The sequence below is a fragment of the Rhodanobacter sp. DHG33 genome (genome assembly GCF_014843005.1).
In the GTDB taxonomy this organism is placed as follows: domain Bacteria; phylum Pseudomonadota; class Gammaproteobacteria; order Xanthomonadales; family Rhodanobacteraceae; genus Rhodanobacter_A.
In genome coordinates this window covers 340417-359297 of record NZ_JACYXM010000006.1, presented here as the reverse complement: position 1 = coordinate 359297, position 18881 = coordinate 340417, and the positions used below count along the sequence as shown (strand labels likewise).

The 18881-nt window shown below is 65.5% G+C and carries 19 protein-coding genes; 10 read left to right on the top strand and 9 right to left on the bottom strand.

The window, feature by feature from the left end; genetic code table 11:
* Nucleotides 1–159: 159 nt before the first annotated feature.
* On the top strand, nt 160–2319 hold the full coding sequence (gene katG, locus IHE46_RS13190) for a catalase/peroxidase HPI (RefSeq protein WP_192165098.1): 2160 nt from the start codon (nt 160–162) through the stop codon (nt 2317–2319).
* A gap of 127 nt (nt 2320–2446) precedes the next feature.
* On the opposite strand, the gene IHE46_RS13185 is transcribed toward katG, so the two are convergent.
* Nucleotides 2447–3028: a response regulator gene (locus IHE46_RS13185; protein WP_192165097.1), complete on the bottom strand. Its 582-nt coding sequence runs from the start codon at nt 3026–3028 to the stop codon at nt 2447–2449.
* A gap of 417 nt (nt 3029–3445) precedes the next feature.
* On the opposite strand from IHE46_RS13185, the gene IHE46_RS13180 reads away from it, so the two are divergent.
* Nucleotides 3446–6574: a TonB-dependent receptor gene (locus IHE46_RS13180; protein ID WP_192165096.1), complete on the top strand. Its 3129-nt coding sequence runs from the start codon at nt 3446–3448 to the stop codon at nt 6572–6574.
* A 148-nt stretch (nt 6575–6722) separates the two neighbouring features.
* On the opposite strand, the gene IHE46_RS13175 is transcribed toward IHE46_RS13180, so the two are convergent.
* Both IHE46_RS13175 and IHE46_RS13170 read right to left on the bottom strand, forming a co-directional pair.
* A complete protein-coding gene (locus IHE46_RS13175) occupies nt 6723–7307 on the bottom strand; it encodes a dihydrofolate reductase family protein (RefSeq protein ID WP_192165095.1) in 585 nt (194 codons plus the stop codon).
* 21 nt (nt 7308–7328) lie between these two features.
* Nucleotides 7329–7955, bottom strand: coding sequence for a glutathione S-transferase family protein (locus IHE46_RS13170; RefSeq protein WP_192165094.1), 627 nt, complete (start codon nt 7953–7955; stop codon nt 7329–7331).
* Between the two features lie 107 nt (nt 7956–8062).
* On the opposite strand from IHE46_RS13170, the gene IHE46_RS13165 reads away from it, so the two are divergent.
* Nucleotides 8063–8653 (top strand): TetR/AcrR family transcriptional regulator, encoded by a 591-nt coding sequence (locus tag IHE46_RS13165; protein WP_192165093.1) that lies wholly within the window; start codon nt 8063–8065, stop codon nt 8651–8653.
* Nucleotides 8654–9058: 405 nt separating this feature from the next.
* Nucleotides 9059–9409 (top strand): hypothetical protein, encoded by a 351-nt coding sequence (locus IHE46_RS13160; RefSeq protein ID WP_192165092.1) that lies wholly within the window; start codon nt 9059–9061, stop codon nt 9407–9409.
* Between the two features lie 122 nt (nt 9410–9531).
* On the opposite strand, the gene IHE46_RS13155 is transcribed toward IHE46_RS13160, so the two are convergent.
* The gene (locus tag IHE46_RS13155) at nt 9532–10080 is read right to left on the bottom strand and encodes a response regulator (protein ID WP_192165091.1); all 549 of its coding nucleotides are present in this window, start codon (nt 10078–10080) and stop codon (nt 9532–9534) included.
* A 118-nt stretch (nt 10081–10198) separates the two neighbouring features.
* Nucleotides 10199–10606, bottom strand: coding sequence for an RNA-binding S4 domain-containing protein (locus tag IHE46_RS13150; protein ID WP_192165090.1), 408 nt, complete (start codon nt 10604–10606; stop codon nt 10199–10201).
* Between the two features lie 38 nt (nt 10607–10644).
* On the opposite strand from IHE46_RS13150, the gene IHE46_RS13145 reads away from it, so the two are divergent.
* The gene (locus IHE46_RS13145) at nt 10645–11277 is read left to right on the top strand and encodes a trimeric intracellular cation channel family protein (RefSeq protein WP_225563041.1); all 633 of its coding nucleotides are present in this window, start codon (nt 10645–10647) and stop codon (nt 11275–11277) included.
* Here IHE46_RS13145 and IHE46_RS13140 read toward each other — a convergent pair.
* Nucleotides 11274–12179 carry an AEC family transporter gene (locus IHE46_RS13140; RefSeq protein WP_192165089.1) on the bottom strand — a complete coding sequence of 302 codons (906 nt, stop codon included), beginning with the start codon at nt 12177–12179 and terminating at the stop codon, nt 11274–11276. The genes IHE46_RS13145 and IHE46_RS13140 overlap by 4 nt on opposite strands.
* 122 nt (nt 12180–12301) lie before the next feature.
* Here IHE46_RS13140 and IHE46_RS13135 point away from each other — a divergent pair, with 122 nt between their 5' ends.
* Both IHE46_RS13135 and IHE46_RS13130 read left to right on the top strand, forming a co-directional pair.
* Nucleotides 12302–12631, top strand: coding sequence for a 2-hydroxyacyl-CoA dehydratase (locus tag IHE46_RS13135; protein ID WP_192165088.1), 330 nt, complete (start codon nt 12302–12304; stop codon nt 12629–12631).
* A 106-nt stretch (nt 12632–12737) separates the two neighbouring features.
* On the top strand, nt 12738–13337 hold the full coding sequence (locus IHE46_RS13130) for a hypothetical protein (RefSeq protein WP_192165087.1): 600 nt from the start codon (nt 12738–12740) through the stop codon (nt 13335–13337).
* 120 nt (nt 13338–13457) lie between these two features.
* On the opposite strand, the gene htpG is transcribed toward IHE46_RS13130, so the two are convergent.
* The 3 genes from htpG to IHE46_RS13115 form a co-directional block, all read right to left on the bottom strand.
* Nucleotides 13458–15332 carry a molecular chaperone HtpG gene (htpG, locus tag IHE46_RS13125; RefSeq protein WP_192165086.1) on the bottom strand — a complete coding sequence of 625 codons (1875 nt, stop codon included), beginning with the start codon at nt 15330–15332 and terminating at the stop codon, nt 13458–13460.
* Nucleotides 15333–15403: 71 nt separating this feature from the next.
* The gene (gene htpX, locus IHE46_RS13120; protein ID WP_192165085.1) at nt 15404–16294 is read right to left on the bottom strand and encodes a protease HtpX; all 891 of its coding nucleotides are present in this window, start codon (nt 16292–16294) and stop codon (nt 15404–15406) included.
* 17 nt (nt 16295–16311) lie between these two features.
* Nucleotides 16312–16488: a hypothetical protein gene (locus tag IHE46_RS13115; protein WP_192165084.1), complete on the bottom strand. Its 177-nt coding sequence runs from the start codon at nt 16486–16488 to the stop codon at nt 16312–16314.
* Between the two features lie 113 nt (nt 16489–16601).
* Here IHE46_RS13115 and IHE46_RS13110 point away from each other — a divergent pair, with 113 nt between their 5' ends.
* From IHE46_RS13110 to IHE46_RS13100, 3 genes are all read left to right on the top strand, one after another.
* Nucleotides 16602–17123: a hemerythrin domain-containing protein gene (locus tag IHE46_RS13110; RefSeq protein ID WP_192165083.1), complete on the top strand. Its 522-nt coding sequence runs from the start codon at nt 16602–16604 to the stop codon at nt 17121–17123.
* Between the two features lie 50 nt (nt 17124–17173).
* Nucleotides 17174–18037 carry a tRNA glutamyl-Q(34) synthetase GluQRS gene (gene gluQRS, locus IHE46_RS13105; protein ID WP_192165082.1) on the top strand — a complete coding sequence of 288 codons (864 nt, stop codon included), beginning with the start codon at nt 17174–17176 and terminating at the stop codon, nt 18035–18037.
* 82 nt (nt 18038–18119) lie between these two features.
* Complete coding sequence (locus IHE46_RS13100) at nt 18120–18860, top strand: beta-ketoacyl-ACP reductase (RefSeq protein WP_192165081.1); 741 nt, start codon at nt 18120–18122, stop codon at nt 18858–18860.
* Nucleotides 18861–18881 lie beyond the last annotated feature (21 nt).

The following is an 18881-nucleotide window of genomic DNA, read 5'->3' as shown; positions in this document are numbered from 1 at the left end:
GCACCGACACCTCTCCGTCACGGGCCTCCCGGCATACTTTTCCGGCTTCACGCCGGACGATAGTCCTGCACTATCGCCGGCATTGGAATATTCGAATTCCACGAATGGCCGGAGCTGCGTAGATTGGTCCGGGCCACCCCACGCCCGAGGAGAGAGTCCATGTCCGCCGAAGCGAAGTGCCCCTTCCACCAGACCATCACCGGAACCACCAACCGCGACTGGTGGCCGAACCAGTTGCGGCTCGATCTGCTGAGCCAGCATTCCGAAAAATCCAGCCCCCTGGGCAAGACGTTCGAATACCGCGACGCATTCAAGAAGCTCGACTACACTGCGCTGAAGAAGGACCTGCTGGCGCTGATGACCGATTCGCAGGACTGGTGGCCCGCCGACGGCGGCAGCTATGCCGGCCTGATGATACGCATGGCCTGGCACAGCGCCGGCACCTACCGCGTCGGCGACGGGCGCGGCGGTGCGGGGCGCGGGCAGCAGCGCTTCGCGCCGCTCAATTCGTGGCCGGACAACGTCGGCCTCGACAAGGCGCGCCGCCTGCTGTGGCCGATCAAGCAGAAATACGGCCAGCGAATTTCCTGGGCCGACCTGATCGTGCTGGCCGGCAACGTCGCGCTGGAATCCAGCGGCTTCCGTACCTTCGGCTTCGCCGCGGGCCGCGAGGACGTGTGGGAGCCCGACCTCGACGTGTCCTGGGGCAACGAAACCGAATGGCTGGCGGCGAGCAGCACGCCGGGCAGCCGCTACTCGCACGGCAAGCCCGGCGAACGCACGCTCGACAATCCGCTGGGCGCCGTACAGATGGGCTTGATCTACGTGAACCCGGAAGGCCCGGACGGCAACCCCGACCCGCTCGCCGCCGCGCACGATATCCGCGAGACCTTCGCGCGCATGGCCATGGACGACGAGGAAACCGTGGCGCTGATCGCCGGCGGCCACACCCTCGGCAAGACCCACGGCGCAGCCGCGGCCAGCCATGTCGGCGACGTACCGGAGGCCGCGTCGCTGGAACAACAGGGCCTGGGCTGGGCCAGCACATTCGCCAGCGGCAAGGGCAAGGACGCGATCGGCTCCGGCCTGGAAGTCACCTGGACGCGCACGCCGTCGCAATGGAGCAACGACTTCTTCAAGTTCCTGTTCGACTTCGAGTGGGAACTGGAAAAGAGTCCGGCAGGCGCACATCAGTGGGTGGCCAAGGGTAGCGACGCGATCATTCCCGGCCCCTCGGCCGACTCGCCCAAGCGCCGGCCGACCATGCTCACCACCGACCTGTCGCTGCGCTTCGACCCGGCTTACGGAAAAATCTCGCGCCGCTTCCGCGACGACCCGCAGGCTTTCGCCAACGCCTATGCGCGTGCATGGTTCAAGCTGACCCATCGCGACCTCGGTCCGAAGGCACGCTACCTCGGCCCTGAAGTGCCGCAGGAGGACCTGCTCTGGCAGGATCCGCTGCCCAAGGCCACGCATCATCCCAGCGCCGCCGACATCGCCGACCTCAAGGCCAAGATCGCCGCCTCGGGATTGAGCGTGTCGCAACTGGTTTCGCTCGCCTGGGCTTCGGCGTCCACCTTCCGCGGCGGCGACAAGCGTGGCGGCGCCAACGGTGCGCGCATCCGGCTTGCCCCGCAGAAGGACTGGGCGGTCAACGCGCTGGCCCTCAAGGCGCTGCCGAAGCTGGAGGAAATCCAGAAGGCCTCGGGCAAGGCCTCGCTCGCCGACCTGATCGTGCTGGCCGGTGGCGTGGGCATCGAGATGGCGGCCAAGGCCGCTGGCATCGCTGTCGAGGTACCGTTCTCGCCGGGCCGCGTGGATGCCGGCGCCGAGCAGACCGACGTCGAGTCCTTCGCTTATCTGGAGCCCTACGCCGACGGCTTCCGCAACTATCTGAAGACAAAGTCGGACGTCCCTGCCGAGCACCTGCTGATCGACAAGGCGCAACGGCTCACCCTCACCGCGCCGGAGATGACCGCCCTGGTCGGCGGCCTGCGCGTGCTGGGCGCCAACTACGACGGCGGCGCGCACGGCGTGTTCACCGACCAACCCGGCGTGCTCGGCAACGACTTCTTCGTCAACTTGCTGGACATGGCCACCGAATGGAAACCTGCCGGCGACCTTTTCGAAGGCCGTGACCGCAAGAGCGGCAAGCCGACATACACCGGCACCCGCGTCGACTTGGTGTTCGGCTCGAATTCGGTGCTGCGCGCGCTGGCCGAGGTCTACGCCAGCACCGACGGCAAGGAGAAGTTCGTGCACGACTTCGTGGCGGCATGGACCAAGGTGATGAATCTCGACCGCTTCGACCTGAGGTGATCTTTGCGATCATCCCTGATCGCGAGAATCAAACAGGCGGCCATTCATGGCCGCACTTCCCAACGAAAAACCCTCCCCATGATGGGGAGGGTTTGACTGGGAATAGCGTGGATGCAGCGACTGGCCCTTACTGATCGTCCGGTTTTGGCGGCGTCATATGCGCCTCGTCCGGCATCGCGATGTCGGGAATCGCATCCCACTCGGCCTGGCTCACGTCCTGCGGCAACTCGGGTTCGGCGGTCGACGTGCGCCCGGGCAGGCGCCCGGCCAACACCAGCTGCCGGATGCGCTCGAACACCTCCTCGCGGCCGAACGGCTTCTTCATGAAATCGTCGGCGCCGTAGCGTTGCACGTAGAACTGCTCGGTGGCCTGCACGTTGCCGCTGATCATCACGATGGGAACGTGCTGCGTCGCGGCTTCGCGGCGCAAGGTGCGCAGCACCTCGAAGCCGGACATGCCGGGCAACACGATGTCGAGGAAAACCAGGGCCGGCTGCTCGCTTCGAGCCATCGCCAAGGCGGCTTCGCCATCGGCGGCCTTGAGCACTTCGTAGCCATCCTGCGCGAGCATCTTGCCCAGCACCGCACGGATCGTCGCCGAGTCGTCCACTACCAACACACGAGTGGCCACCGGTGCACGCACGCGGGGCCCGCTATGGCGACGGTCGTTGCCGCCCACCAGGCGCTTGAACAAAGCAAAACCGGCCATTCCCCTGCCCCCCTCGCGGACACCTACGGCCGCGTCGGGCCAGTTTCCGTGCCGGCATGGGGGAGCGCAAGTTGTTGCCTTGGGCGCGGGCATCGCGGCGCAGTGCGCGCCCAAGGCCAGGAGTGCTAGCACCAAGCCCGCCACCCTCAACGAAAGGCAAAGTTCAAGAATCGGAACCTATACATACTTTCACAATTTTTTGTTATTTGATTTTTTCTTTCGATACTCGTAGGTTCGATTTGCCCGAAGTGAGTCAAGGGGCGCCTCGCAACGAGGCGGATGCTTCCGGGCAATTCCAGGTCAGGAGCGGGTTCCGTTGGCCTGACTTCTCCGGCGCGTAGAGAAACGCGCCGGGTCAGATGGCGATCCGACCATCGCAACCGAACCAAACAGCAGTTTGGCCACGAGGGGTATTCGATGAATAGCAAGCACCAAGCATCGTCGCGCCGCATCACACGCCGCACCGCGCTGACCGCGGCCATCGCGATGGGGGCAGGCCTGTCCGGGCAGGCATTCGCCCAGGCGACCACCGGCACCATCTTCGGCAGTGCTCCCGCGTCCGGCACCACCGTGCAGGTCATCGGCGGCGCGGGCTTCAACCGCACCGTGCCGGTCGACAGCACCGGTCACTATTCGGTGACCGTGCCGGTCGGCGACTACACGGTCAATCTCATCCAGAACGGTGCCGTGGTGCAGACCCACAATCACGTCAATCCGAGCGCAGGCGGTGCCTCCGAGGCCGACTTCACACAACCCGGCGGCAAGGACACCAGCACGCTGAGCTCGGTAACCGTGACGGCGAATGCGTTGCCCGCGATCGACGTGACCTCGACTACCCAGAACCTGACCATCACCTCGCAGCAGCTGACCCAGTTGCCGCTGGCGCGCAATTCGGCGGCCATCGCCCTGCTGGCGCCGGGCACCATCTCGGGCGCGTCCATGCTCGGCGCCGGCCCCACCGGCGAGCCGCTGGTTTCGTTCGGCGGCTCGTCCATCGTCGAGAACGCTTATTACATCAACGGCTTCAACACCACCGACCCGCTCAGCAACACCGGTGGCATCACGCTGCCCTACGGCTCGATCGACCAGCAGCAGACCCTTACCAGCGGCTATGGCGCGCAGTACGGCCGCTCGGCCGGCGGCGTGATCAGCCAGGTGGGCAAGAGCGGCACCAACGACTGGCACTTCGGTGGCCAAGTGCTGTGGCAGCCGGCCTTCGCGCAGAGCAGCGCCAACAACATCTACTGGAACAACCCGCTGAGCACCACAGCGGGCGAGGAGTACGGCAATCTCGAGCAATACCGCCAGGCCAACAGCAGCTGGAACACAGTGTACGACGCCTACCTCGGCGGTCCGCTGATCAAGGACACGCTGTTCCTGTTCCTGTCGGCCGAAGTCGACAAGTCGCAGGGGCACACGGTGGGCACCGTCAACGCCGGCAACGTCGGCTACTGGAAGGACAGCGACCCCAAGTTCTACGGCAAGCTGGACTGGAACATCAATTCCAACAACATCCTGTCGCTGACCAGCATCTACAACTCGGCGCAGAACGCCCCCGAGCAGTACTACAACTACGACAACGCCACTCGCACGGCCAATTCATTCGAGGCCGAAGGCGATCGCTCGAAAACCGCCTTCAAGATCTGGATCGCCAAGTACACCTCGTACATCACCGACAACCTCACGCTGAACTTCCTGTACGGCAAGATGAACGGCACGTACTACACCGGTTACCCGGGCTACGACCCCAGCCTGACCTACGTCGGAAGCACTGCGAACGAAAACCCGGCCTACCTGTCGTGCGCCTCCTGCTACATCCACAACTCAAGCCTCTACCTCAACTTGAACGACCCGGCCCACCGTTCCGAGGTGCGCAACCTGCGCCTGGATCTGGACTGGAAGCTGGGCAATCACGACATCCAGTTCGGCATCGACAACGACACCAGCCTCGACAAGGACGACGGCGTGTCGATGAGCGGTCCGGGGTATTCCTGGAGCTACGGGCAGACCGGCGCGCCGGGCGCCGACATCATCCAACTCGCCGGCGTCGGGACAGCTGGGCCGGGTACGCCCTGCGTGGGCGGCACCAAGGGCTGCTACGTGGAAAAGTACGTGTTCACCAGCAGCGCCTCGGTGGAGGTGATGCAGCGTGCGCAGTACATCCAGGACAACTGGCAGATCACGCCGAACTTCCTGCTCAACCTCGGCCTGCGCAACGACCAGTTCACCAACTTCAACCCGGCAGGCGAGCCCTACCTGCGCCTGACCAAGCCGCAGTGGGCGCCGCGCATCGGCTTCAGCTGGGACGTGTTCGGCGACTCCAGCATGAAGGTGTTCGGCAACGCCGGCCGCTACTACCTGGCGATGCCCACTTCCGTGGCGCTGCGCGAGGCCAGCGATCCGTTGTACACGGAACAGTTCTACACGTACTCGGGCATCAATGCCGACGGCACGCCGGTCAATCCGGTGCTGGTGCCGAACACCTTTCCGAACAACACCTACTACGTCAACAGCGAAAACGGCACTTCGATCCCGGCCAAGGAGACCACGTCCGCGAACCTCAAGGCGGAGTACCAGGATCAGTTCGTGCTGGGCATGCAGCAGCAGTTCAAGATGTTCGGCCAGAGCTGGGTTTACGGCGCCACCGGCACCGTCAACAAGCTGGGTCGCGCCATCGACGACTGGTACGGCTCCGAAGGAGCCAACGCCGCCATCATCGAAAACGCGGCCGCGGCGCAGGGGGTCACCATCGATCCCAGCGCCATCCTTGGCAGCCTCCTGATCAATCCGGGCGTCGCCAACACCTTGCGGATCGCGAACGGCAGCGGCGGCTATAGCGAAGTGAAGCTGACCAACGCGGATTTCGGCTTCCCGCAGCTCAAGCGCAACTACTACTCGCTGGACCTGTACCTGGAGCACCCGTTCGACGGCAAGTGGTACGGCAAGATCGACTACACCTTCTCGCGCAGCTACGGCGACACCGAGGGGCCGGTGGAATCGAACATCGGCCAGGGCGGCAGCTCGCAGTCGATCACCGAGCAGTGGGACTTCGCCCAGATCATGTCGTATGCCAACGGCCTCCAGGCGAACGACCAGAAGCACCAGCTGCGCCTGTACGGTTCGTACCAGATCACGCCGGAGTGGAGCGTCGGCGGCACCTACCGCATCGCCTCGGGCACGCCGGTGTCCTGCCTCGGCTTCTACGGCCCGAACCAAAGCGATCCCGGCGGCTACAGCTCGTCCTATCACTGGTGCAACGGCGTACCGACGCCGGGCGGCACCACCGGCTTCACGCCGTGGACGCATCAGTTGAACCTGCAGGTTGACTACCGGCCGGCCTTCGCCAACCACAAGCTGGACTTCCAGCTGCAGGTCCACAACGTGTTCAACGAGCAAAACGTCACGCAGTACTACGGCCAGTACAATCAGGGCTTCCCCACCGTCGAGAACGGCACGGTGGTCACCTCGATCAATCCCCAGCATCTGTTGCCGTACAGCCTGGAAAGCCCGCGCTACGTGCAGTTCGGCATCACCTACGACTATTGATTCTCCGTTCTGACCAGGCAGACAAACGGGCCGCCAGGAAATTCCTGGCGGCCCGTTTCGCATGCAGGCTCGGCATCGGCAATCGCCACGCGCAGCTTCTTCGCCAGCGCTTGTGCCATCGCGACGGCGCGGACGCAAGCATGCGGCCTCAATGTTCCGCGGCGCGCACCTGCGGTTCGTAGCAGAGCAGCATGTTGCCGTTGCCGAAGCGCCGCGACTGGACGAGGCGCAGATCCATGCCGCCATCGAAGCCGCCGAACAGCGATCTGCCGCGCTTGCCCAGCACGATCGGAATGATCACCAGCTGGTATTCGTCGATCACTCCGGCCTGCCCCAGCGACGCCACCAGGCCGCCGCTGCCGAGGATCACCAGATCCGCGCCGGGCTCGCGCTTCAGCGCCTGCAGCCGCGCGACCGCATCGCCCTCCAGCACGGTGGTGTTGTTCCATGCGGCAGTGTGCAGCGTGTGCGAGCAGACGAACTTCGGCATCGCGTTCATGCGCTCGGCCACCAGCGGCTCGTTCTGCGCCGCCGCCGGCGAGGGCCACCAGGCCGCCATCATCTGGTAGGTGACGCGCCCGAACACCAGTTCGCCGCCGCTGCCCGCATTGCCCTGCACGAAGGCATCCCATTCCGCATCGCGTTCCCGCCGATGGGTCCAGCCGAAGTCGCCGTCCGTGCTGGCATAGCAACCGTCCAGCGTCACCATTTCGAAAGCAATGAGTCTGCGCATGACAGGTACCTCGGATGAAGGTCAGGCCGCGGCGGCCATCTGCGGAAACGGTTCGCGCCATGCCGGCAGGGCCTGTAGCTGCCCATGCCAGCGCGCGAGATGTTCGAAACCTTCCAGCGGCAAGCGGGCTTCCTTCGCCCAGCCCAGCGGCGTGGAAACGGCGAAATCCGCCACGCCGAGCCGGTCGCCCACCAGCCATTCGTGCGCAGCCAGATGCGCGTCGAGGACCGCCGCGAAATGCCGGAAGAACTTCTCGGCCTCCGCCACCGCGACCGCATCCGCCTCGCCCATGCCCAGCCAGGGCTTGATCAGATGCTCGAAGTACAGCGCGCCACCGTGCCGCAAGAAATGCGCCTGGTTCCAGGACAGCCAGCGCACTGCCTCGACCTGCTGCGCCGGAACGGATGGCCACAGGTCCGAGCCGGCCTGCGCCGCGAGATGCACCATGATCGCGTCCGCCTCCCACAGGCGCAGGTCGCCGTCGACCAGCAGCGGCACCTTGCCGTTCGGGTTCAGCGCGAGGTACGGCGGCTGCCGATGCTCGCCGCGCGCGAGGTCGACGCGCACATAGTCGACCGGCGCTTCGAGATACCGCGCCACCGCACAGGCCCTGCGAGGATTGAAGGTCTCGGCGTAGTACAGCTTCATGGGGTGCTCCTCGGTGATGGAGGAGCACAGTCTGCGTCGCATCTATATATGTTCAAGAACATATTCAGCGTCGGCGCTACGCTGTGCCGGCACGGGAGGAAACCGCCATGCCGTACAGCACCGAACACAAGCAGCAGACCCGCGCGCGCATCGTCGAGTGCGCCCGCGTGCTGTTCAACCGCAAGGGTTTCACCGAGGTCTCGATCGACGAGATCATGGCCAGCGCCAAGCTCACCCGCGGCGGCTTCTACAACCACTTCCGCACGAAGGAGGAATTGTTCGTGGAAGCGGTGGCGGCCTATCAGGACTTCAACCCAATCGATCGCTGGCCGCAGCTGGACTTCGATCCGGAGCGCTGCGGGGTGGCGTTTGCCCGCCAGATGGTCGACGTCTACCTATCCCGCGAACACCTGGACGACATCGAAGGCCACTGCCCGATGATCGCTCTGCCCTCCGACGTGGCCCGCGCCAGCCCCGGCGTGAAACACGCCTATCGCGAACTGCTGGAGCGCATGGCCGGCATGCTCGCGCAAAGCGCCGACGTATCCGCGGGAACACAGGAAGCGCGGCGGCATGGGCTCGCGCTCGCCGCGCTGTGCGTGGGCGGCATGGTGCTGGCGCGCACCATCGAGGACGATGCTTTCCGCGAGGAAATACGTGCAGCGGCGCGCATCACGGCACACGAGCTGATCGACTGAACCTGGCAATCACCGAGCGCGATCCCTGAAAGCCCATGACGGACACCGCGCCGATCGCCGCCTTCGTCGCGGCGCCGATCCGCATGGCCGCAGCCCGTCGATCGTGCGACTGGTGCAAACCATTCTTCCGCCGCGCCCCCAATCGCGGACAGCCCGGATACATGAAGTTGTGCGCCAACTGAACCGAACGAAATCTTTACCGGAAAGACTGTCAACACCGTTCCTGGCGGCTCGTTTCCTGAAACTGCGTGAGCCAAGGGCACCGATGGGGCAGGACGCGGGAGGAGATCCATCGGCAAGGCAGTGAAGGCGCTGGCCCACTCGACGCATGCATGCTGCTTTTCCGGCAACGGCGAAGCGGCGCATCCCAATCATGCAATCCGCTTACTCGAAGGAAACATTGCCATGAATGCAAAGTCGAAGATTGTCCTGTTCGGTCTGCTCATCGGAAGCGCCATGGTCGGTGGCCAGGTCATGGCGCAGACCGCTGCGCAAACCGATGTGCCCGGCCATCCGCGCGTCAACGAGGTCAACAACCGCCTGGACAACCAGCAGAACCGCATCGACAACGGCCTGAAGAACGGCACGATGACGCAGGCGCAGGCCACCCGCGACGAAACCCACGACGCGAACATCGGCCGCCGCGAAAGCGTGGACGAGGCCAAGCACAACGGCCACCTGACCAAGCAGGAAAAGAAGAACCTCAACCGCTCCGAAAACCGCAACAGCCGCCATATCTACAAGCAGAAACACTGAGCGTCCGTTTCGGCGTTGCCCAGCTCGTCGATGCTTGTTGTGGCAACGACTTAAGCGGGGATCAAAAGAAAGCCCGGAGGCTCGCACCTCCGGGCTTTTTCGTCGCGGGGAAACTCGTTTCGTCAGGTTGCGAGGGACGCCATGCCCGCATGGCCGACTTCGTCCTTCAGGCCCTGCACGAGCATCCGCTCGAAGGCGAGATCGCGCGCAGGCAGCCGCCCCGAGCGAACCAGCTGGCCGATGCTGCTGGTGACATCGTGCCGGTTGAACGGCTTCTTGATGAAGTCGTCGGCGCCGTAGCGCTGCACGTAGAACTGCTCGGTGGCCTGCGGGTTGCCGCTGATCATCACGATCGGGATGCGCGCGGTCAGCGGGTCGTGACGCAGTGCGCGCAGCACGGCGAAACCGTTGATGCCCGGCAAGACGATGTCGAGGAAGATCAGTTCGGGCAGCTCGGCCTTGGCCAGTTCCAGCGCGCGCTCGCCGTCGGCGGCCTTCTGCACCGCGTAACCGTCCTGCTCCAGCATGCGGCCCAGCACCGCGCAGATCGTGGGCGAGTCGTCCACCACCAGCATGCGCGTACCGGTCGGCGCCTGCTTCCGATCCTCCGGCCGCTGCGCCGAAGCCTCCGCGCCGCCCAGCCAACGCTTGAAAAAACCCATACCATCCATTGCGGTGCTCCTGGCCACGTCCCATCGGACGGGAATCGCCGACCGGCGTGGCCGCCGTTGCGAGGCATGGTGAGGCAGAAACACCACTGCAATCTGCGATGCAATGCGCAAAGCCTGCTCAAAAACCGCCCGCATCGTCCTTCAGGCGACGCAATTCACGGCGTGCATGCTTGTCCGGGCGCTGGCGTGGCGCCTGTACGCCGACCAGGCGGCGCTGCTCGCGCCATGCTTCGCGCGCCTGCCGGCTGGCCTCGCTCTCGCGGTAAAGCGCCTGCGCCACGCTGGCCGGGCCGCGCTTGTCGGCCAGCGCCAGCACCTCGACTTCCAGCCGCTCCTCGCCGCGGCCGATCTTCAGCACGTCGCCCACGCGCAGGGCTTTCGCCGGTTTGCAGCCCACGCCGTTGACGTCGATCCTGCCGCCGTCGATGGCCTGCTTGGCGAGGCTGCGCGTCTTGAAGAAGCGCGCGGCCCATAGCCACACGTCGGCACGCACTTCGGCCGGTTTGTCGGTATGCGGGGCGTTCATCGATGGCATTATCGCCCGGATTCCCACTGGGCCCAGCCATGACCGACAGCCGGACGCCACGCTTGCTGCTCTATCTGTTCGACCTGATCGGCGTCGCCGTGTTCGCGATCAGCGGCGCCCTGACGGCCGCGCACGCCGGCATGGATCTGCTGGGTGGACTGGCCCTCGCGGCGATCACCGCGATCGGCGGCGGCACGCTGCGCGACCTGCTGCTGAACCGGCATCCGATTTTCTGGATACGCGACGCGCGCTATCTCGTGGTGATTCTGGCGGCGGCCCTGCTCTCCATGCTCTGGAACGCCTGGCTGCCGCCCTTGAACCATGCCCTGCTGGTGGCCGACGCGCTGGGCCTGGCGCTGTTCGCCATCAGCGGTGCGCAGGTGGCCGAGGCCGACGGGCACTCGCCCATCGTCGTGGTGCTGATGGGCACCATGACCGGCGCCGCCGGCGGCATGCTGCGCGACATGATGAGCGCGCAGGTTCCCTTGATCTTCCGCCGGGACATCTACGCCAGCGCGGCCATCGCCGGCATCGTGGTCTATCTTCTGCTGAAAGCCGTCGGCCTGCGGTCATCCTGGGCCATCACCGCCGGCGTGCTGGTCATCCTCGGCCTGCGCCTGGGCGCGGTGCTCTGGGGCTGGCATCTGCCGCGGCTGCCTTCCGCCGGCTAACCCGCCGGCAACCACAAATTCAGCAGCGGCACCGTCAGCAGCGACAGCACGATACCGACGCCCAGCAGGGTATTCGCCAACTCCGGATCCAGCGCGTGCTCGTCCGCGATGATGGCCGCGGAAACCATGGGCGCCATCGCGGCCTGCAATACGCCCACGGTCAATACCAGGCCACCCGTGCCGGTCGCTACGCCCAGCAGCCAGCACAGCGCCGGCGCCAGCAGCAGTTTCCAGCCGAGCCCGAAGGCCACCGGGCCGGACTGGTGGCGGATGCCCTGCAGGCGAAACTGCAGGCCCACGGAGAACAGCGCCAGCGGCGTCAGCGTGCCGCCAAGCGAATGGAGCACACCCGCGAGCGCCGCTGGCCAGCCCCCGAGCATGCCGACCGCCACACCCGCCAGCAGGGCAAGGAAGGCGGGAAAGGTGAGGATCCGGCGCGCGATCTGCCACGGATCGGCAGTACGCCCCGCGTATACGCCGGCCACCAGCACGCCGGCCGAAGCCAGCAGCGGAAAACAGCCGAGCTGGTCGGCCACCACGGCCAGCGCCAGGCCCGCCTGCCCGTGCAGCGCCTGCAGCATCGGGTAGCCCATGAACGAGGTATTGGCGAACCCGCATACCAGCACCAGCGCGCCGATGCGCCCGCGCGACCAGCCCAGCCGGCGCCCCAGCCAGGCAAACAGCAGCCAAGCCCCGAAGAAGGTGAGCCAGATCGCCGCCACCGGAAACCACAGCCGCGGATCGGGCTTCACCTCCGGGATCAGCTCCAGCACCAGCGCCGGCAGCGCGATGTTGAGCACCCACCAGTTCAAGCCATGCACGATGCCCGCCGGCGGTTGCGCAAAGCGGCGCACCGCCGCGCCCAGGGCCAAACAGACGAACAGCAGCAGCAAGGCACTCATCGATCAGCCGCTTCGCGGGAACCAGCGCCGCATTAGACGCGATCCCGCCAGCCGTCGAAAGACCGTCGCGCAACCCGCCGGCATGCGAAAATGGCCCATCCCCGCTCCACTATGCCTGCACCATGAATTCCAAGCCTTACGACTTCCGCCAGTTTCAGGCCGAACTTGCCGCCCTCGACCAAGGCAGGCCCGAGCCGGAGCCTGCGCCGAAGCCCGAACCGGAACCCGAGGCCAGGCCCGAACCGAAGGCCAAACCCCTAGGCAAAAAGGCTGCCGAAGCGGCGCGCGTCGCCCGCGCCCGCGAGGAATTCCTCGTACTGCGTGAGCGCTACCAGCTCAGCGTGGCCGACGTGGTGGCCTTTTTCCCGGAGGAAGAAGGCATCGCCTACCTGCAGCAATTGCTGGTAGCTTCGGAGAAGAAGCCGCGGCGCAGGAAAACCCCCGCGGAATGAAAGAAAGTGCCCGGCCGATGGCCGCGGCGCCCATCACATTCCGCCGATTGACCCGGTCGATGGAGCGGCGTAAATAGGCCTTATCCACTGTCACAAGGAGACTGACATGAGGATGCAGCTGTTTTCCGCCGTAGCCGTCGCCCTGCTGGTCAATACGGGCGCCATCGCCAACGACCTGATGACGCTCAACCCGTTTCCGCATCGGGTGGAGCCGGTACTGGTGCAGGTGAATGCCGATGGCAAGGTCACCGAAGTCTCGCCGGCCTATTCGCTTCCGCCGAAGATGAGCCGCCTGTTGAACACCAACCTGGACGAGATGATCCACGCGCCTGCCACCGACAAGAACGGCAAGCCGATACCGAGCCAGTTCGTGATGAACGTGGCCCTCCAGGCCGAGCCGAACGGCGCGGGCAATTACAATGCCCACTTCGCCTACGTCTCGACCAACCCCGTGCCGCCGGGCAACTGGTACTGGGTGCACCTCGACGGCGATCGCCTCGCGCTGGCCAGTCGCGACTTCTTCCCGAGCGGCAGGCGCTTCATGCACATGGACCATTATCGCGGCGACTTCCCGCCGAACTACCGGAGCACCAACCGGTCTTCGCCAGCCACGACTGCCAAGCCGCCGGTCCAGAACACTACCTTCAACAGCCCGAATACTTCGAATACCTCGCCTTCTTCGTCGCAGCCCAGCCATACACGGTGAATCCGCGCAGACAGGCAGGAAACGCACGCAGCGACTTCTGACTCCTGCCAAGACGGCGATGATCGCAACAAAAAGCCCGTCGCTCGCGACGGGCTTTTTGTTGCGCGGAAGTCCACGCGCTCAGGCGTCCAGCAGCACCCGGTTCATGCGCTGCACGAAAGCCGCCGGATCGGCCAGCTGCGCGCCCGCGGCGATCTCGGCCTGCTCCAGCAGCAGGGTGGCCAGGTCCTTCGCCTTCGTCGCGTCCGACTCGGCTTCGACGCGCTTGAGCAACGTGTGCTGCGGATTGATCTCCAGCGTAGGCTTGCTCTCCGGCAACTCCTGGCCGGCTTCGCGCAGCAGACGCGCGAGGTGCGGCGCCATTTCGTAGTCGCTGAGCGCAAGGCAGGACGGCGAATCGGTGAGGCGCGCGGAAACCTTCACGTCGCCCACGCGATCGCCCAGCAGTTCCTTGAGCTTCTTGAGCAGCGGCTCGGCCTGCTTGGTGGCCTCTTCCTGCTTCTGCTTGTCGGCCTCGTCCAGCGGCAGCTCGCCCTTGGCCACGTTGCGCAGCTTCTTGCCTTCGTATTCGCCGAGGTAGCCGACCATCCATTCGTCGATGCGGTCGAACATCAACAGCACTTCGATGCCCTTGGCGCGAAAGGCCTCGAGCTGCGGACTGCCCGCGGCGGCGGCATAGCTGTCGGCGGTGATGTACCAGATCGCGTCCTGGCCCACCGCCATGCGGCCGACGTAGTCGTCCAGCGATACCGTCTGCTTTGCGCCGTCGCCCTTGGTAGAGGCGAAGCGCAGGAGCTTGGCGATGCGCTCGCGATTGCTGGCATCCTCGCTGATGCCTTCCTTCAGCGTGTTGCCGAAGGCCTTGCAGAAGGTGGCGAACTTCTCCGGCTCGTCCTTGGCCAGCTTCTCGATCAGGTCCAGCACGCGCTTCACACAGGCAGCCTTGATGCGCTCCAGCTGGCGGTTGTGCTGCAGGATTTCGCGGCTGACGTTGAGCGGCAGGTCGTCGGCGTCCACCACGCCGCGCACGAAGCGCAGATAGTTCGGCAGCAGCTCCTCGGCCGCATCCATGATGAAGACGCGCTTGATGTAGAGCTTGAGTCCCTTGCGCTCGTCGCGCCCGCCCATCATCAGGTCGAACGGCGGCTGCTCGGGGATGTACAGCAGCGTGGTGAAGCTCTGGCTACCCTCGACGCGGTTGTGCGTCCAGGCCAGCGGATCGTTGAAGTCGTGGCCCAACGACTTGTAGAAGCCGATGTAATCCGCGTCGCTGATCTCCGATTTCGGCTTGGCCCACAGCGCGGAAGCGTCGTTGACGGTTTCCCACTCGCCCGTGGGCTTGCCGTCTTCTTCCTTCGGCATGCGGATCGGGAAAGCCACGTGGTCGGAGTACTTGCGGATCAGCGACTTCAGCTGCCAAGCCTTGAGGAACTCGTCCTCGTCGGCCTTGAGGTGCAGGATCACCGCCGTGCCGCGTTCGGTCTGCTCGACCTGCTCCAGCACGTACTCGCCCTTGCCGTCGCTCTCCCATTTCACGCCCTCGCCCGCGGGCGCATCGGCGCGGCGGGTGAGCACGGTGACCTTGTCGGCCACCACGAAGGCGGAATAGAAGCCCACGCCGAACTGGCCGATCAGCCGCGCGTCGGCCTTCTGCTCGCCGCTCATCGCCTCGAGGAAACGGCGCGTACCCGAGCTGGCAATGGTGCCGATGTTCGCCACCACTTCGTCGCGCGTCATGCCGATGCCGTTGTCGCGCACGGTGATGGTGCGCGCGGCCTCGTCCCAGCTCACGTCGATGTGCAGCTCGCCGTCGCCGCCCAGCAGCTCGGGCTTGCCCAGCGACTCGAAGCGCAGCTTGTCGCAGGCGTCCGAAGCGTTGGAGATCAGCTCGCGCAGGAAAATCTCCTTGTGCGAGTACAGCGAATGGGTGACCAGGTGCAGCACCTGGGCGACTTCGGCTTCGAATTTGCGGGTTTCGGTGGCGGGTGCATTCATGTGATTTGGCTTCTCGAAAAGTCCGGCATGGATGCCGGTTTGTTCTTTGCGCTCAGGGAGGAGCGCACTAGTTAAGCAGCGTTCTGCAGCGCCGCGATGCGCTCGTCCAGCGGCGGATGGCTCATGAACAGGCGCTGGAAACCCTGCGCCAGCGGGCCGGAGATGCCGAACGCGGCCAGCGTCTTGGGCAGGGTGTTCTCGCCGTGATCGCCCTTGAGGCGCTGCAGCGCGGAGATCATCGAGCCACGCCCGGCCAGCTTCGCACCGGCCGCATCGGCGTGGAATTCGCGCCAGCGCGAGAAGGCCATCACGATCATCGAGGCGAACAGGCCGAACACCAGCTGCAGCACCATCACGGTGACGAAATAGCCGATGCCGCCGCCGCGGTTGTCGTCGCGACCGCCGGACAGCCAGCTGTCCACCAGCCGGCCCACCACGCGCGCGGCGAGGATCACCAAGGTGTTCAGCACGCCCTGGATCAGGGTCATGGTTACCATGTCGCCGTTGGCGACGTGACCGACTTCGTGGCCGAGCACCGCGGCAACCTGCTCGCGATCCATCTGCTGCAGCAGGCCGGTGCTCACCGCCACCATGGCGCTGTTCTTCGTCATGCCGGTGGCGAAGGCGTTCATTTCCGGCGCGTCGTAGACCGCCACCTCGGGCATGCCGATGCCGGCGTTCTGCGCGTGATGGCGCACGGTGTCCACCAGCCAGCGTTCGGTCTCGTTGGCCGGCTGTTCGATCACCCTTGCGCCGGTGCTCATCTTGGCCATCCATTTGGACATGGCCAGCGAGATGAAGGCGCCGCCCATGCCGAACACGGCGGCATAGATCAGCAAGCCGGTGCTGCCGCCGAAACCCTGGGCGGCCTGCATCCGATCCACACCGAGCAGGTGGCAGACGATGCTCAGCAGAAAGAGGACCGCGATATTGGTAGCAAGAAATAGTGCGATACGGCGCATGGCTGTCTCTTTGGCAGTCACGTGAAAAAGTGGGCAGTCGCGATGGTGGTGGGGGCGCCGGCAGCGGGTTTCAAGCGTTGGACCAGGCTTCGCACCACCGTTCCGGCACCGTCGGAACCCATCAAATGCTTGCGATCCGGGCCGGAAATTTGCGTGGCCGCACGGGTGCCGCATCGAAAGTTTTCGTGGCGCATGCGCCATCTTCCGCAATTGCCGAAAACGCGCACTGACTGCGCAACGCCAGCCCGCGGCTTTCCCGTAGAGTAGCCCAGCATGTGGCTGGTTCGGTCACACTCAGGGGGACAACATGGGCATATTTGGCAAGCTGTTCAAGCAAAAGAGCAGCGCGGCGGACGATAGCGTCCGCGCCGCACCGCACGCCGATGAACCGGCTCACCGCACCATCCATTACGACCCGAATCTGGTCGACTCGCTCAAGCGCGACCACGGCGAACTGGTGACGCTGTACCAGCGTATCGGCAACCTGCTGCAGGATGGGCACCACGACGAGATCCGCGGCGAGCTGGTCAACTTCAAGACCCGGCTCGAGGCGCACATCCTCACCGAGAACGTGCGCTTCTACACCTACCTCGAACAGAGCCTTCGCGAAGACGCGCACAATGCGGAGCTGATGCGCGACTTCCGCCGCGAGATGAACACCATCGCCCGCGGCGCGGTGAACTTCGTCAAGAAGTACCAGGGACCCGGCACCCTCGACGCGTCATCGCACGAGGAATTCGCCAAAGATTACGCAGCGGTCGGCGAGCTGCTGGCGCAGCGCATCGGGCGCGAGGAGTCCAGCCTCTACCCGCTCTACCAGCACGACTGACCGACGGCCGGCTCTCGCCAGCCGGCTTCCGGGCAGGCAGACTGCCGCGGATGGATTACCGCGGACGCTATGCCCCCTCGCCCACCGGCCTGCTGCACTTCGGCTCGCTGGTCGCAGCCGTCGGCAGCTGGCTGTGCGCGCGGCATGCCGGCGGCCGCTGGCTGCTGCGCATGGAGGACATCGACCCACCACGCGAGGTGCCCGGCTCGGCCGCCGCCATCCTCGCCGCGCTGCCGGCGTTCGGGCTGGCCGCGGACGAGCCGGCGCTGCACCAGTCGCAACGCGGCACCGCCTATGACGCGGCGTTAGCCCGGCTTCTCGAACTCGATGCGGTCTTTCCCTGCTGGTGCAGCCGCAGCGAACTGGCCGCCCTCGGGCCGCACCGCGACGGCCGCTGCGCGAGCCAGCCCGATCCGAACCGCGAGCCCGCATGGCGGCTGCGCACGCCGGATATCGAAATCGCCTTCGACGACGCCCTGCAGGGACCGCAGCGGCAGAACCTGCGCGAAACCGCGGGCGACTTCGTGATACGCCGTGTCGAAGGCCTGTATTCCTACCAGCTCGCCTGCGTGGTGGACGACGCCCACCAGGGCATCACCGAGGTGGTGCGCGGCTGCGACCTGCTCGATTCCACGCCGCGGCAGATCTATCTGCAGCATCTGCTGGACTTGCCCAGGCCGCGCTACCGGCACCTGCCGCTGGCGCTGGATGCGCAGGGTCGCAAGCTGTCCAAGTCGACGCAGGCGCTGCCGGTCGATCCCGCCGACCCGCTGCCGGCGTTGCGCCATGCCCTGGATTTTCTCGGCCAGCCGTCGCCCGCGGACGCCGGCGACGCGCAGGAAATGCTGGCGGGCGCGCTACTGCGCTTCGATCCTGAGCGCATACCGCAACGCAGCGGTTGCTTTGTCATCTGAGTGGTTATAAATCTTCTGTGGGCCGACGCCGGTCGCTGATCGTCGCGCCATGCGCCCGCCATCCATTCCAAGGAGATTCGACATGACGCAGCGCACGGCTTTGGTTACGGGCGGTACGGGTGGCATCGGCAGCGCCATCGTGCGCTACCTCGCCCGGCAGGGACACCGGGTCGCCACCAACTACCGCAACCCGGAAAAAGCCGAAGCCTGGCGCAAGGCCATGGCCGATGAAGGTATCGAGGTGTGCATGGTGTCCGGCGATGTCTCCGAACCCCATTCGTGCGAAACGATGGTGCAGGAGATCGCCAGCAAGTGCGGCCCGGTGGACATCCTGGTCAACAACGCCGGCATCACCCGCGACACCACCTTCCACAAGATGAGCTACCAGCAGTGGACGGAGGTGCTGAACACCAACCTCAACGCCTGCTTCAACGTCACCCGCCCGGTGATCGAAAGCATGCGCGACCGCAAATGGGGCCGCATCGTGCAGATCAGCTCCATCAACGGCCAGAAGGGCCAGTACGGCCAGGCCAACTACGCCGCCGCCAAGGCCGGCATGCACGGCTTCACCATCTCGCTGGCGCAGGAAAACGCCAAGTTCGGCATCACCGTCAACACCGTCTCGCCGGGCTACGTGGGCACCGACATGGTGATGGCGGTGCCCGAAGACGTGCGCGCCAAGATCGTGGCGCAGATCCCGGTGGGCCGCCTCGGCCGACCCGACGAAATCGCCCACGCCGTGGCCTTCTTCACTGGCGAGGAGGCGGCCTGGATCACTGGCGCGAACCTGGCGATCAACGGCGGCCATTACATGGGCTGGTAAAGCGCGCGCATGGTGAAGCCG